Source organism: Rhodococcus sp. NPDC056506, assembly GCF_042794945.1.
Taxonomy (GTDB): Bacteria; Actinomycetota; Actinomycetes; order Mycobacteriales; family Mycobacteriaceae; genus Rhodococcus_F.
The window spans coordinates 16,973-31,421 of sequence record NZ_JBHTSW010000019.1; the positions used below are offsets into that span (position 1 = coordinate 16,973).

The 14,449-nt window shown below is 61.2% G+C and carries 16 protein-coding genes; 5 read left to right on the forward strand and 11 right to left on the reverse strand.

The genetic code is table 11. The annotated features are described in order from the left end of the window. The coding region (locus ACFQ6H_RS16720) for a hypothetical protein (RefSeq protein WP_378647346.1) at positions 1-247 on the forward strand (247 nt) is incomplete at its 5' end. On the opposite strand, the gene ACFQ6H_RS16725 is transcribed toward ACFQ6H_RS16720, so the two are convergent. From ACFQ6H_RS16725 to ACFQ6H_RS16750, 6 genes are all read right to left on the reverse strand, one after another. Then, on the reverse strand, positions 236-1,030 hold the full coding sequence (locus ACFQ6H_RS16725) for a family 1 encapsulin nanocompartment shell protein (RefSeq protein WP_230816233.1): 795 nt from the start codon (positions 1,028-1,030) through the stop codon (positions 236-238). The genes ACFQ6H_RS16720 and ACFQ6H_RS16725 overlap by 12 nt on opposite strands. Beyond that, positions 1,027-2,085 carry a Dyp-type peroxidase gene (locus tag ACFQ6H_RS16730; protein ID WP_042447536.1) on the reverse strand — a complete coding sequence of 353 codons (1,059 nt, stop codon included), beginning with the start codon at positions 2,083-2,085 and terminating at the stop codon, positions 1,027-1,029. Before ACFQ6H_RS16730 ends, ACFQ6H_RS16725 begins: the two co-directional genes overlap by 4 nt. An 81-nt stretch (positions 2,086-2,166) precedes the next feature. Then, the gene (locus ACFQ6H_RS16735; protein WP_378647352.1) at positions 2,167-3,123 is read right to left on the reverse strand and encodes an SMP-30/gluconolactonase/LRE family protein; all 957 of its coding nucleotides are present in this window, start codon (positions 3,121-3,123) and stop codon (positions 2,167-2,169) included. 33 nt (positions 3,124-3,156) lie between these two features. Beyond that, positions 3,157-4,113: an alpha/beta fold hydrolase gene (locus ACFQ6H_RS16740; RefSeq protein ID WP_378647354.1), complete on the reverse strand. Its 957-nt coding sequence runs from the start codon at positions 4,111-4,113 to the stop codon at positions 3,157-3,159. A gap of 1 nt (position 4,114) precedes the next feature. Further along, a complete protein-coding gene (locus tag ACFQ6H_RS16745) occupies positions 4,115-4,489 on the reverse strand; it encodes a nuclear transport factor 2 family protein (protein ID WP_378647356.1) in 375 nt (124 codons plus the stop codon). A 65-nt stretch (positions 4,490-4,554) separates the two neighbouring features. Beyond that, positions 4,555-5,235, reverse strand: a complete 681-nt coding sequence (locus tag ACFQ6H_RS16750) for a hypothetical protein (RefSeq protein WP_378647357.1) — start codon at positions 5,233-5,235, stop codon at positions 4,555-4,557. A 191-nt stretch (positions 5,236-5,426) separates the two neighbouring features. Between ACFQ6H_RS16750 and ACFQ6H_RS16755 the strand changes: the two genes are divergently transcribed. After that, on the forward strand, positions 5,427-5,585 hold the full coding sequence (locus ACFQ6H_RS16755) for a hypothetical protein (RefSeq protein WP_378647359.1): 159 nt from the start codon (positions 5,427-5,429) through the stop codon (positions 5,583-5,585). Positions 5,586-6,024: 439 nt separating this feature from the next. Here ACFQ6H_RS16755 and ACFQ6H_RS16760 read toward each other — a convergent pair whose 3' ends face one another. Both ACFQ6H_RS16760 and ACFQ6H_RS16765 read right to left on the reverse strand, forming a co-directional pair. After that, complete coding sequence (locus ACFQ6H_RS16760; protein ID WP_378647361.1) at positions 6,025-6,516, reverse strand: hypothetical protein; 492 nt, start codon at positions 6,514-6,516, stop codon at positions 6,025-6,027. A gap of 165 nt (positions 6,517-6,681) precedes the next feature. After that, positions 6,682-8,382, reverse strand: coding sequence for a hypothetical protein (locus ACFQ6H_RS16765; RefSeq protein ID WP_378647363.1), 1,701 nt, complete (start codon positions 8,380-8,382; stop codon positions 6,682-6,684). Positions 8,383-8,389: 7 nt separating this feature from the next. Between ACFQ6H_RS16765 and ACFQ6H_RS16770 the strand changes: the two genes are divergently transcribed. After that, positions 8,390-8,653, forward strand: coding sequence for a hypothetical protein (locus ACFQ6H_RS16770; RefSeq protein WP_378647365.1), 264 nt, complete (start codon positions 8,390-8,392; stop codon positions 8,651-8,653). Between the two features lie 243 nt (positions 8,654-8,896). Here the strand turns inward: ACFQ6H_RS16770 and ACFQ6H_RS16775 are convergent, their stop codons facing one another. Further along, positions 8,897-9,622, reverse strand: a complete 726-nt coding sequence (locus ACFQ6H_RS16775; protein ID WP_378647366.1) for a DUF4352 domain-containing protein — start codon at positions 9,620-9,622, stop codon at positions 8,897-8,899. An 849-nt stretch (positions 9,623-10,471) separates the two neighbouring features. Between ACFQ6H_RS16775 and ACFQ6H_RS16780 the strand changes: the two genes are divergently transcribed. Beyond that, entirely contained in the window at positions 10,472-10,888 is a 417-nt protein-coding gene (locus ACFQ6H_RS16780; RefSeq protein ID WP_378647368.1) for a DUF732 domain-containing protein, read from the forward strand. 1,184 nt (positions 10,889-12,072) lie between these two features. After that, on the forward strand, positions 12,073-12,558 hold the full coding sequence (locus ACFQ6H_RS16785) for a Fic family protein (RefSeq protein ID WP_378647444.1): 486 nt from the start codon (positions 12,073-12,075) through the stop codon (positions 12,556-12,558). On the opposite strand, the gene ACFQ6H_RS16790 is transcribed toward ACFQ6H_RS16785, so the two are convergent. Beyond that, on the reverse strand, positions 12,446-12,805 hold the full coding sequence (locus ACFQ6H_RS16790) for a hypothetical protein (protein ID WP_378647370.1): 360 nt from the start codon (positions 12,803-12,805) through the stop codon (positions 12,446-12,448). The two genes, ACFQ6H_RS16785 and ACFQ6H_RS16790, sit on opposite strands and share 113 nt — an antisense overlap. A gap of 63 nt (positions 12,806-12,868) precedes the next feature. Continuing rightward, the gene (locus tag ACFQ6H_RS16795) at positions 12,869-14,374 is read right to left on the reverse strand and encodes an MFS transporter (protein ID WP_378647372.1); all 1,506 of its coding nucleotides are present in this window, start codon (positions 14,372-14,374) and stop codon (positions 12,869-12,871) included. Between the last annotated feature and the right edge of the window lie 75 nt (positions 14,375-14,449).

A 14,449-nucleotide genomic window follows, 5' to 3' on the forward strand; every position in this document is an offset into this window, starting at 1 on the left:
AGCCGTTGCGGCGGTTGACCCGACGCAACTGCTCCTAATGCGCGCTGGAGATGTGGCGCACCACCTTCCGGTGGTGCGCCACACTCTCGGCGATCGTTATCTTCAGTTGTTCACAGCGTGGGCGGACGGGCGACCGAAGACGTCTTCGCATGCGGACGCCCACGCATTTGTCGCCCATCTCCAGGACATCGGCGAACTGCCTGGCCCGCCCTGGTATCAGAGATTTCGAAGGCGCTTACGCAAGTGAGACAACAGCTTCGCTGGTGTACATGAGGAACGTCATCGATTCCTGGAAGTACAGCTCCACGGAATTCGCATCGTGCGAGAGATAGCCGATGGACAGGTCCTGACCCAGATGCAGTTCGTAGTCACCGCCACGCGTCGAGAGCAGGAAAGCGCCGTCGATGGCCGGGGCCCAGATGATCTCACCGTCGAGGACGCGTCGCAGGTGCTCGCGGATGGGGTAGCCGTGATCGGAGGTCTCGTTGATCGCGGTGAACGCGTCGGCGTTCAGGAGCAGTGAGTACGGTCCGTTGACACCGGCCAGGCGCAGCGACGTGATCGCCTGGCTGATGGCCTCCGGGTAGTCCTTGGCGTCGATGGGGAGCTTGAGTTCCGGGTTGGAACCGCTGGCCCGCACACCGGTGATGCTGGCTGCGGGGTATCCCTCGAAGATGGCGCGGTCCTCGGCGAAAGCGATCTGCTTGGCTGCGTCCTTGACGGGCTGCCAGTCGGAGTCCTTGGCGCCGCGCTCGACATCGTCGATGGCCTGTCGGCTGATGGTGAACGGAACCCGCAGTTCGATGATCGGCTGCGACTGACGAGCATGTGCGATGACGCCGTCGGCCAGGGGATTGATCGGCACCTGATGCCCGAGCGGGATGGCCGCGAGATCGTCACCCGACGGTCCCTCCACGTCCACGACACGACGACCGGCGACGTGACGCTTGAAGGTACGGCTGGCCTCTTCCTCGATCTCGGCCCAGGCTGCTGCCGAAATGGGTGCTAGGTCGCGGTGCAGGTTTGTCATTGCTGGGCACTCCTTTTGAGGCTGCCGATTCCGAGAGAACCGTCAGAGATGGGCGCTGTGAACGTCGCTTCGGGAACGAGCCTGGTCGGCAAGTCCGGGGGATCGTCGAGAAAGTCCGCCGTCGGAACGAAGAAGTTGATTCCGGTGACGGCGGTGGAGAAATCGAGAATGCGGTCGTAATTGCCGACGGGATTCCCGATGAACATGTTGGTGAGCATCTGCTCGGTGACCGTCGGCGACGCCGAGTAACCGATGAAATAGGTACCCATCTCAGCGGAGCCGACGTGGCCGAACGGCATGTTGTCGCGCAAGATCTGGATCTGCTCACCAGATTCGTCTTCGATGACGGTGAGAGCGGTGTGGGAGTTGGCCGGCTTGGTGTCGTCGTCCATCTCGAGATCTTCGAGCTTGGAGCGTCCGATGACGTTCTCCTGCTCCTCGACGGGCAGGGAATTCCACTCCGACATGTCGTGGAGGTACTTCTGGACGATGACGTAACTGCTGCCCGCGAAGTCCGGATCCTCGTCGCCGACGGTGACCGCGACGTATGCGGCCTGCCCGGACGGGTTCTCGGTGCCGTCGACGAAACCCATGAGATCGCGTTGCTCGAAGTACTTGAACCCGTGGACCTCGTCGATCACGGACGCGGCCCCGGCCAACCTGTTGGTCACGACCGTGGCGAACTCGAAACACAGGTCCATCTGACGGGCCCGGATGTGGAACAACAGATCACCCGGCGTGCGCGGGGCGTGGTGTTTGTCACCGGTCAACTCGACAAAGGGATGCAATTCCGCGGGCCGTGGGCCGTCGAAAAGCCGGTCCCACGCATCCGAACCGATGCCCACGACGGCGGCCAAGCCACCTGCAGGAACCCGGAATCCGATTGAGCGCTGCAGCCCGGAAATATCCGCCAGAACGTCGTGAACTGCCTGCTCACCACCCTCGTCGATGGTGAAAACCAGGAAGATCGCAGCTTCCGTGAGCGGGGTCAGCAACGGCTGCGGTATCGCGGGAAGGGCCACTTCGGCCTCGTCGATCTCACTCGTTTCCGCCATGCAGACCAGTATGGACGATTCCGGCAGTCCCGGCATCAGTAGTGGGTAAGTAGAGACAGGGTGTCGGGTGAGGGTGTCGCGTTACGGTGTTGCGGCCTGGGCACCCGCGTCGAAGCCCGCCGGAATCTCGAAGATCTTTCCGTCGAACCCAGCACGGTAGAGATGCCCGGCCGCGAAACCGGAATTGCCGCGCCCGTAGGTCAACACGCTCGACGCCTGCAGTCCGCTGGTGAGCGAGCAGTACTGGCCGGGGCCGTCGATACGCCACACCTCACCACTGATGTCGGTGGGGACAATGGCGCGATCTCGCGAGTCCAAGGTCAAACCATCTGGGGCAGAGAAGGTTTCGAAACCACCGAGGTCGACCAACGACTCCGAATATCCCGGATTGTCCACGGAGATGCGGCTGACACCCGGGTTTGCGAACGTGCGCGAGACGTAGAGCCAGCGATTGTCGGCACTCAGGGCAGCGCCGTTTGCACTCGGGAAGGTTGCCCACGCCGGATCGACTGCGCCGCCTGGGCTGACCTTTCCGATCAGCGCGCCGAAATCGTTGGTGGCGTAGATCGTTCCGTCGTGCGCGACGGCGAGGCCGTTTGCAGCGCTCAGACCACCGGCTATCGGCGTCACTGCACCCGAGTTCACGTCGACCCGCGCGACCGACGCTGCCCGCGTCAGATCGCCGATCAGAACACTTGCGTTTGCTCCGGTACCCACCAGCAGTGAACCGTCCGGGCTCCACGCGAGCGCCCCCGCACCGCCGGGAACCGTCGCGATCGGGACTGCAGCCTGGCCAGGCGCATCGACGCGGAAGATCCGCCCACTCACCAGGTCCGTCGTGTACAGGCGGCCCTGTCCGTCCACCGTGACACCCTCGAGAGCCGCGCCCGGAATCTGGGCGCTGAGTATCGCGGGCGACGATCCCGGACAGAGTGGAGCGGCCGCGGCACCGGACACGCCCAGAGCCAGAAGCGAACCGGCAACAAGAGCACCGGTGATACCAACACGAATACCGCGATCGAAGATCTGGGTGCGCATCTGCGCAACGCTAGACCCTCTGCCCGATTTCGCCTAGAGCGACCGAAGGAAAGAGATCAAAAGTTCATTGACCTCGCCAGCCCGTTCTTGTTGTACGAAGTGCCCCGCACCGCCGAGGAGATGTACGCCCCGCAGGTCGGGGACGGTGTCCTTCATCCGGTCCAGTGCCTTGGGGCCACTCATCGCGATGACCGGGTCTTCGGCGCCCGCGACGAAGAGCGTCGGAACGTTGACGTGCGCACCGTCCAGATCCGCGCTACGTTCCCAATTGGCGTCGTACGCTCGATACCAGTTCAACCCTCCGGTGAAACCTGTTGCAGCAAAGCTTTTTACATAAACGTCCAGGTCGTCCTCGGTGAGCCACGACCAGGGCAGCGCAGGCGCCTCGGGAAGTACGTCGAGGTAGCCGTTGCCTTCGGACGGGTTCTTCCAGACGTCGAGGTACCGGTAAGCCCCGGACAAAGCGTGAAAGAGTCGCTGAAGGAATTCACGTGGGCGGGCGTCGAGTTCGCGCTCCGCGACACCCGGTTCCTGGAAATAGTGAATGTGCAGAAAGTGCTTGCGCGCCAATGCGGCGTAGATCGTCGAGGGCTTGGCCGGGAACCTGTCCGGCGCATACGGGACTGCCAACGAGACCAGTCCCGCGACACGATCCGGGTGGCGCAGAGCGGTGGTCCACGCGACCGGAGCGCCGAAATCGTGACCGACGAACACCGCCTTGTCGATTCCGAGAGCGTCGAGTAGGTCGATCAGCCGGTTCGCGACGGCGTCGTTGGTGTAGTCGTCGACGGCCTCCGGGCGGGTGGTGCCGCCGTACCCGGGCATGTCGAGTGCAATCGCTCGAAAACCCGCTTCCGCCAACGCTGTCGACTGATGCCGATAGCTGTACCCGAGGCCGGGAAAGCCGTGACACATAACCACGGCTGTCCCGGAACCGGAATCGTCAATCTGCCAACGGAATCCGTCGACATCGATCATCTTCACCGTCATGTCAGGAGGTGATCATGTCTTCCTGGTTCCAGAATGCGCGCATCGACAGGATCTTGCCGTCGTCGTCGAAGGTCATGACGTCGATGGGTGCGATGGTCAGGGTCTGCTCGCCGAGCTTGGTGATCAGCGAGAAGTGGAATGCCGCTTCGTTTCCGGCAATGCGGAGGGTCTGAAGGTGAGCTTCCTGGTCGAAGTTCTCGATCACGGAGTAGAACTCGAGAATGGACTCGCGGGTGGTGCGCACGTCGGTGCCCACCGGATCTTCGACCGTTGCACCCTCGGCATACAGGGCCACAACCTGGGCGGCAGTGCCCGTGGCAACTGTCTCGATGTAGGCGTCGACGGTGTTGCGGATTACCTCTGCGGACGGTGCCATGGTCTACCCCTCGTAGTTAGAACAGGTTCTAATTCTGAGGATAACCTACGTCCCTGATCCACGGGTCAGGTTTCGAGCACCTTGCGCAGCCGGGCCTTCTTCCGGTTCTCCCGCACGATCCAGACGACATCTGCGTCGTCCGACGCCTCCAGGGAGACGAACGCCGGCACCGCATTCTCCGGATCCGCTGCGACCGCGACGCTCCAGCAGTATCCGAGCGCCTGCCGGAGAGTCCGTGTGTCGGCGTCACGACGGGCATCAGCTGGTTGCGAGACGATCCACTCGGTAGCGTCTCGGCACACCTGAACGGCCAGCGCAGCGTTGGCCTTGTCCTTCAGTAACCTCGGCTCGCAGATCCCGGCAGCGGCCGCGCGCAGCGTCAATGGATGGGTGGAGCGTGCCCACTTCTCGATGATCGTCCGCACCAGCTCCGGATCCGCGTCACCAACCGCTTGAACAGCCATCGCGGCAGCTTCACGTGCACGCCACGACGCACTGGTGGTTGCCTCCGTCAGACTGTTCAGAACAGCCTTGTCGCGTGAACGAACAAGGATGAATCCAAGCCCGACGATCCCACAGCAGCGGATGTATTCGTCCTCGGACTCCGCCGCCTGCAGGATGTCGTCGTCATCGGCGCCGCGCGCGAACTCGAGCATGAGCCCAAGGTTCGCGCGCGGGCCGGGCAGTCCTGAACGCTCCGTCAGGTAGCTCCACAGTTCATCGCTGTCCAGGTCCGCGAATGTCATGGGAGTCCTTTCGTCGGTACGCCCAATCCTGTCATCACGGATTTACACGCGCAGCCTTTCCGATCAGTGAGCAGGTAGGAGGGACGTCTCCTGCGCCGCGCCGTCTTCTGCGCCGATCTGGACGATGTTTCGCGGCAGGAACACGGCTGCGATCGCACCGAAACGCCGGTTCCAACGAAGTGTTCCGCGAAATGATCACTGAGCCAGGCGATCACATCCTCAAAGCGACAGTCGACCGGCGCGAGCAGTTCGCTCGGGAATTCAGCCTCCCGATCGACAACGCAGCGAACACCGCCTACAGCGATGCAGTAGAAGAGCTTTTGGAGATCGGAACCGAGGATGCGGCATGAGTAACGCCAAGGACCGGATACGCGGAAGCGCTGAGCGCGCAAAACCCAGCCATCATCGGCATCGCCGAAAATGCCATCACCTCAGCCGAATTCAATGACACTCCCACTGTTCGCCGACTCGCCTGGACCCTGTGGCGAGCACCATCGGAGCCGCTCACGGCGCCGCTGCACTGCACATCGACATCACTTCCCGCATCGAGGACCTCGTCGCAGCGCACCTGCACTTCACACTCGGTTGACCGCATTTCATGCCAGAACGCGAAAATCACAATGGAATTCGGGGGACCGTGATTCTGCAGAGTGTTTCGATCTTGAACTGTCCAGTCTCGTACGTCTCAGTGAATGTGTGGATCAAAGTCGGGCGAGAGTGTCGAAGACCGCCCCCGGAATTGCAGCTCCGAAGTGCTCAGGACTGGCCGGACTTTCCCTGGCCGTGACATCAGTTGTCGAGTATTTCGCGGCATTGTTCCGGGGTGTTGCCTTGCCGTAGGCAATCCGACCACAGGACCTGGGGGTGATTCGGCGGATTCGTTACGGTCGGCGTGCTTGTCGTGGTCCGTGGAGTGCCAACTGTTGGCGGTGCATCGGTCATTCCGGCTTCGGCCCGAGGGTCGGGGAAGGTCATTCCGAGTGAGTTGGTGCATGTGGTTCCGTCGCAGGATCCTCCGTTGGCGGTGATTTCGCTGACCCGGTTGATCGCTGCGGGGCCGGCGCATTCGTCCGTCCAACCGTGTGTTCCGTCCGTGAACGCGGTGTTCGGACCGGGCGAAGTGCAGTAGTCGATGTGCTTGGTCCCCACCGGCGTTGGCGTGTCGATGAATGTTGCCTCCGCTGTGGGCGGTTCGACGAGGGTTTCCGTCGTGATCTCCACAATCGTGGCACTGGAAACCGGTGCGAGTGTCCCCGACGAGATCGGTGCTGTGGCGGTCACAGTTGTTCCCTCATACGAGGCAGGTTCAGTAGACGAGCCCTGGGCGCTGCACGCACTGAGCGCGAGAAGGAGGACCGGCGCTGCTAGCCAAAACTTTTTCATTTTCATTGCGATCGCTTCATTCTGTGGCCGGGTCGGCGTGTGGTGGCAGAGCTAGGACGGGTGTCAACTAGACATTTCTGCGTACGCCTGGCGCCGCAGCTGTCGAAGTTGCCGCCCGTCGGCCAGTTGCCAGTCCCTCCAACCGTGCCGTTGCCGGCCCATGATGTCCGTCAACGGCGCCGAGGGTGGCCCGTAGCGTTTCCCGTCGACTTCGAGGGCCCCGTCCCGCGTGATCGTTGCGACGTAGGTGAGTCCGCGGCCGCCGTCGTGATACGTCAGCTGGTCGCCGACCTGTAGATGGCCGAAGAGCATGAGCTGCAAGATGTCATCGTCGTAAGCGATCGGGGCGGAAGACGGCATGATTCGATCGGGTTGGTTTGTGAGCATTGAGGATTCGGATGTCGAATCGCCGCCGTCGCACGAGTTCGGATTCGGCTCGTCAGGTTGTGTGGTTGCAGTGACTGCACCCTCGAGATGATGTTCCGTTGTGGGTGTCGGTATCTCGACTTTGTCTGCGTGTTGGTTTCCCGAGCCCACGAGGTTTCCGATCCCGCGGCCCACCCACCCGAGCCCGGATCCGACTCCTGAGACACCGGCACCGATCGCTTTGCCAGCCGCGCCGGCGACAGCGCTGCCTGCGGACGCTGCCCGACTTCCGACTTCCGCCAGGGCGTCGACGACGCTGGGACTCTCGTGTTCGGTCCAGCCCATGACCTGACTGCCACGTGCCTGCGCGAAGTCGTCGAGGTCGTCCTTGAGTTTGACGATGTCGTGTTTGAGATTGTGGGCGGCGCCCCACCGGAACCCGTCGAGTCGGTGCATTTTTGCAAAGTTCGACAGTTCCGACCGCGCGTGCAGCAACAGTTCGCCGTCGCGTTCGAAATGCTCTGCCAGCACTGTGCGTGCGTCGTCGAGCACCACTTGCAGATGCTGCGGCTCGGTGGCCTGCACGCGCGCGATCCGCAACCGTTGCCACAGATAGAGCGACTGCTCACCGACCACCAACAGGTGCAGGGATTCGCCGAGCCGGTTCTCTTCGATTGCGCGGCGGAGATAGTCGGCGCGATCCTGGACCGGGCGAGTGGCATCGAACCCGGCCAAGGTGCGTTTGACGTGTTCTCGGAGTCGTTCGATCGTCACACTCAGCGTAGGGCGGAGTCCGGCAACAGATTCCCAGTCTGCGGTCGGCAGTGTTCCGTGTTCGTCGAGGGTGGTGACGAGCCGATCCAAGGTTGTGAAATGACCGACCACGTCACCGACACGGGAAGCTTGGGCGAGGACGAGGACTTGTTCGACTTTACCGTCGACGCGGGCGATCGATTCGTTCACCGACGCGATGGCCACCGAGAGGGCGACCTGCACCGCGATGAGTTGGAAGGACAGTGCTTGGGTGGGGCCAAGGGACACTTTCTGCCATTGCAGTTGCTGACGGAACTTCCCTGCTTGGTCGACGACGGTCATTCGGAAGAACCCGCTGTCACCCGGCAACGCTTTGTACGTCTTCAATGCCTGGACGCTGTTCGGGGACAACCGCACGAACTGACCGGCCTGGGCGGCAATAGATATCACTCCGACGGCAGCGGCGGCGACATTGGCCATCGAGGTTTTGCTGACTCCGGACACGGTGAGCGCTTCGCCGGCGAGATCGGTCAGGCGAGCGAGGTATCCGGCTACGACCTCCGGGTCCCCGGCAACGAGAATTCCTTCCGGCTCGACGGAGACAGTGAGTTCGCTGCCAGGGCCGGCGCCCTCGAACAGGTCCATTGCAGCAGTGCCTGGTCGAGTGGGCTCTGATGGTGAACTGTTCGACGAGGGTGTCTCGTTCATCGATGTCCGCTTTCTGCTGGTGTGGTGGTTTCCGGTGGAAAGCATCCTGGCGATGTCGGTGATGGCGGCGTCGAATCGTTCCCGTCCGCCGGGCGATTTCGCGCAGACCGCACGAAATGGCACCCCTTCGAGTCCGGTGCAGCAGTGGCCCACCGCGAGTGGATGGACTGCACTGCCTAAGCTGCGGTGCCCGGCGCACACCTGGTAATTCGTCGGTACCAATGCGGCTGAGACCCTCGGGTCCTCGAACGTCGGCGAGTGGGCTGGCGCTGTTGCGTCGCCGGAGCTCGTATTCGCTGCGGTTGCTGCGGTGGGTTCCCGACCATGTGTACGCGAGAGAGCTTGTCCGGCCAGGTCCGGGGCCACGGCTATGACGTGGCTTGCATACTTATCGGGCTGGGGCAGGTGAGCGTCAATAAACGCTCGCCTGCCCCAGGGTTGGATCGGGCGTTCAGATCTGGTTGATCCACCCGATGCGTGAGCTGTCGAAGGAGAGCAGTGTTTCCATGAGCACTACGTACTGTCCGGAGGCGGCCGGATCGTCGAAACAAACGTCGCCAGCGACCCGACCTCCGGGAGCCAACTCACCCGATTCCAGAGTGGAGCGGTCGGTGACGAACGTCGCGTCTTTTGAGACACCGTTAGGATCCTGCAATTTCCAATCCAAGTAACCATTGAAACGTTGCTGCTTGTCAGTGCCGTTGACGATGGTTACGTTCGTGCATAGAAGAGAACCACCGTATGAACGCTCTGCCGACTCCAGGGGTGCAGCGGTAATTTGAACGCCCTTTTTATCGACGGTAGCTCCGGCGTCGGCACCGGTGTCCTTGCTTGTCTTTCCTGGGAAATCCAGGCTGGCTGCGCTTTCTGAATCCGCAGAACTTGATCCGTTGTTATCCACTACTGTCGCTTGCTCGTCACCCCCACCAGCGACTGCGGCCACGCAACCTGCGAACAACAATGCAACGATCGCCAGGATGATCCACAAACCCCATCGCTTCTTTTTCGGCGGTTGCGGTGGCGGTCCGTACGGCTGCTGCGGCATCCCGTATTGCGGGGGTTGTTGTCCGTACGGCTGCTGCGGCATCCCGTACTGCGGGGGTTGTTGTCCGTACGGCTGCTGCGGCGCTTTTTGTGGGTCGCTGCTGTTAGCTGGGTTGTTCGGGTCGGGATTCATGTGTCCTTCTTCTTATTTGTTCGCAGAGTTCGCTCGCAGCTCCCTTGCGGTTTAAAATTCGATTAGTTCTACCATCGCGATGCGACAAATACCTCGTTTGTCCTCAAAATTACTTTTTCCAGAAAAGAATGATGACGCGGATTTGAACTTTACGCTGAGCAGATTACCGACACGACACAACCTGCCGCTAACCCCCCCGGTTGACTGAACCGATACTTCGCACCAGGACCTGTTGTGGGCCAAGCACACCCGAACATCGAATCCGAGTATGCGTGGGTATGCCGCCGGGCAACGCGCGACAGTGGTTAGTTCTGCGAGGGGGATACGCATTTTTCGCTAGTCAGGCTCGTCCCCAGATCGGGCTACGAATTGCGTTCCACCGAGGCGACCATCCGATCATCGACGCTCAGTTCGTAGTCCCCGCATGGCAATGCACGCGAGAGTGTGGTTACTTGCTGTCCGGACCGATACGCATATCGCGCGAGGGTATCGACCACGAGCGTCAAGCCTTCTTGCCTATCGGGTCTTCGATGCCGCCGCCGGCGACTGCTGGCCTACTTCTGCACAAACTGGTTCTCACTCTTGCGTATCGTGACGAGCAGGTCGCTGGAATTCGCGAGTGGCTCAAGACCCATGAGCCGAGTGATGGCCTGGTCAAAGGCTTGAAGCGTCGCGGCTATGGCCAAGCGCTCGACGGGATTCCACGATATGACTGATACCCGCGTCTACCTCCCGACGGGATCAATGGATGCAGTTTTCGATGGACTCACCACGCCACATCTGGACAACCTTCGACCGTGCGAGGCGGTGTAAGTACTTTCCGTCCGACCGGTCTGGTATCCATAGCGGATGAACAAGACATTTGTGGCTGTCCTCGGTGCCGGCGCTCTACTTCTCGCAGGGTGTGGGAGTGACGGAACGGTTGAGGTGGCTGCATCAACGACGACATCCGCTGCGGCGACTACGACAACCAAGGTTTTGACCAAGGATGAGAAGTTCGCTGCGCAGTTGAAGGTTTACGGGATCTACCCAACTGGCGACCAGATACCACTGCTGATCCCGGCAGCAATCGGAAATTGTGATGCGCTTGTGTCGATGACCGTCCCCGACGATCAAAAGTTCGACAAGATGACTGAGTTGTCGATGCAGCTCGCGAAGATGCAAGGAAAAACCTGGCTGCAAGAGAGAGCTGCAGCAGAAGCATTTCTTCGTGCATCCGTCGAGGCGTACTGCCCGGAGAATGCCGGTCTGTTGCCAGCGGCCTAACCCTTCGGTAGGCGTTAGCGCGAGGGACTCGGTGTCACCAGGGCTGTCTGCGTCCGCCGCGGCCGAATCCCAGTCTTTTACCGTCCACCACGCCAAAATCCAGGAAGACACGGGAAGAGCACGGTCCCTCTTCGGAATATTCGACTACCAGACCAATACCGCCTCGCTTAGCCTCTTGAAATCACCAGCGCAAACCAACCGTTGGTTTGATTAATGGCATGTTTCACGTCGACAATTCGGCGGGGTTGGTGGTGATTAAGCGAAGTCAGAACTGATTCCACCATGTGGCAAATGCGTTCCAGGCTGTGCTAGCCCACCCCCACACGGGTGGCATGACAAACAGGTCGGGGAAGTATCCGATCATCGTTCGTCTCCTCAGAGTGGATTCCAACAGGCTGCCAGTGGCAGCAAGAATGCATACCAGAACAGCACTTCTTCGGGAAAATCAGGTAGGCGTCCGATCATGTGTCTCTCCTTCCCGCGCCTTACTTCGTCCATCGCGCCTGATAGTGGCGCGTTACAGTGCAAGCTCTGGGCACAGAAAGTATTTCGGACAGAGAACACACACGGCGAAGACGCCCCGCTATGCGGCGACAGGTACACCTAGAGGTACGGCAATCAGGGACTACGAACAGCGGCCCTGTCGGACCTGAACTATTCTTGAGGACCACGACGAGCAGCGGGTCGGCACTCTGACCTGACCGCAGCGAAAGCTGAAGTCCGGTCTGCACACCCGTGCAGTTCGGTCTCCGCGGCGACCTGATTCTGCATCACGACCGCGCGGGCAGATCTGCTGGTGACACCACGGTGGCGAGCGCCCGCCGGCGCCTCTTTGTGAGGAGTGCGTCGCACCGCCGCTGCCTGCCCCAATTCACCTGGTTGCGACTATCTCCACAAGGCCTGGGTACCGCAGGAGAGCAGCAATGATCAGGTGGAATAGTAACCAGTGCGCAGCTCCCTTCTGTGTGACCACACTGCCCCCCCGAGACGGCGAAGGAGCATCGGTGAGCAACGCATCCAACACGAAATCGCGCATGGCGGTATAGAGCCCAGCGCCGCGGACATCGACATCGGGCGCCGACAACTACGCGGGGAAATCACCGGCGACGAAGCCGTCGAACGCGCCCTCGGCGCAGCATTGAACGAACGAAACGAACGCAAGCGGCTACTACCCAGCCCCGGCCATTGCTGACGCCGCCAACCTCCAATTTCTTCGACTCGCCAAACACGATCGCCTGCGCGGCCGAGACCGCGAAGAATTCCTATCCGGCCTCGCCGAACACTGGGTAGAAATCAACACCATCCACAGCTTCCGAGAAGGAAACACCAGAACACAATTCGTGTTCTTCTCCGAACTCGCCCGCCACGCCGGGTACGAACTCGACATCACGCAGTTCACCGAAAACCGGTCACTGCGAGCAAAATTCGTTCACGCACGCTTCTACAATCAATCCACCACCCGAGCAGACCGCCTGGAAGTATTGCTGGACAAAGCGCTCACCGACACCCGGCCGCAGGTTTCGGCGGAGTCCGCCGAATGCGGTGAACTCGGCGACTTCACGCGCACCACCCGCCTGGCTTTCCCGGCACCGTCGACAATTCCGGATCCGTGTCACCTATCGCCTGAACGGCCATCGCGGCAGCTTCACGTGCACGCCAGGACGTACTAGTGGTTGCCTCCGTCAGACTGTTCAGGACAGCCTTGCCGCGTGAACGAACAAGGATGAACCCGAGCCCGACGATCCCACAGCAGCGGATGTATTCGTCCTCGGACTCCGCCGCCTGCAGGATGTCGTCGTCATCGGCGCCGCGCGCGAACTCGAGCATGAGCCCAAGGTTCGCGCGCGGGCCGGGCAGTCCTGAACGCTCCGTCAGGTAACTCCACAGTTCATCGCCGTCCAGATCCGCGAACGTCATGGGAGTCCTTTCGTCGGTACACCCAATCCTGTCATCACGGATTTACACGCGCAGCCTTTCCGATCAGTGAGCAGGTAGGAGGGACGCCTCCTGCGCCGCGCCGTCCTCTGCGCCGATCTGGACGATATTTCGCGGCAGGAACACGGCCGCGATCGCGCCGAGAACTGCTGCAGCAGCACCGATCAGGAACGCGATGCGCATGCCCTCGTCGGTGTAGAACACAGCGCCCTCCATCGCCATCGCGATGTGCGAGTTCAAGACTGTGAAAGCGATGACAGGAAGCACTGCGGGGAAGATGCTCTGGAAGACCGCAACCATGCTCGCCGTGGTTGCCTGCAACTGCGGCGGCACTGCTTCGATGAGCAGGTTCGGGATGGAAGCGTAGCCCATACCCATACCGACACCGAAGATTCCGGCAAAGATGATGAGCAGCGGCTTGTTGTCGTGAATGGTGGCCGTCAAGGTGAATCCGACTGCCATGAGGATCATTCCGGTGATCATCAGCAGACGCGGTCGGATGTTGCGTCCCACGAGGAAGCCCACAATCAACCCACCGACCACCACCATGCCGCCAAGCGGCGCCTGGAAGATCGCGAATCCCTCTGCCGTGACGCCGAATCCGTATCCCAGGCCGAGAACTGCGGGGGTCATCACCATCATCGGCAGCAAAATCGTGAAGACTCCCGACGCGCCGTAGCAGAACCCGGCACCGACGGCGGTGAGCATCACCGAACGCTTGCCGAAGTAGCGCAGGTCGATCAAGGGCTCGCGGATGGCACGGGCAGAGGCAACCCAAGCCACCAACAGTGCGACGCCGCCGATCAGGTAGGCCAGTGTCGAGCCGTTCTTCCAGCCCCAGGTCGGTCCGAAGCTTACGCCGATCAGAATTCCGGCGATGCCCGATCCAAGCAGCAGCGCACCGACCAGGTCCAGCGAAGAGCGCAGTCGCACAGCTGATTCCGCCGTCGAAGCGAAGATCATGCCGCCGAGGAGAACCAGCCCGATGACGAAGAACCAGAAGATGCTCCGGAAACCGTGATTATCGATCAGCCAACCGGTCAGGAACGGCGCCGGGATCGCAATCAAACCCATACCGGAAGTCGCGATACTGACGGCCAAGGCAACAGTTTTCGGCGGAAAAACATCTCGAATGAGGGAGTAACTCAGGAACAGGCAGGGAACGAGCAGACCCGTCAGCGACCGGCCCAGAATCAGGATCGCGTAGCTCGGCGCTATCGCCGAAATGAAGGATCCGACCGCTGCGCCGGCGACAGCAAAGAGCAGGACTTTTCGTTTGCCGTACATGTCGGCGAGCTTGCCGAGCAGAGGAGACGCGACCGCGCCCAGCAGCAGGAACGAGGTGAGCAACCAGGCTCCCTGCGTCGTTTGATAGTGCACCGAGATGGCAGGGAGAGCAGTGGAGATCATCATGTAGCTCACTGCAAGCATCTCGAGAAGTAGAACAATCGACGCCAGGGAGAACACCAGTCGCGGAGTCCACCGCTCCGGTATCGATGTCGGTTCGGGCAAACTGGGAGACGAACCGTCGCTGTGGACATGAGACGCCATGGCTGGAAGATCCTTTCGGGACACCTACGAATTCGATTGACCCCCTGTCGAATACCGTCGACGGGGGCCTTGCCG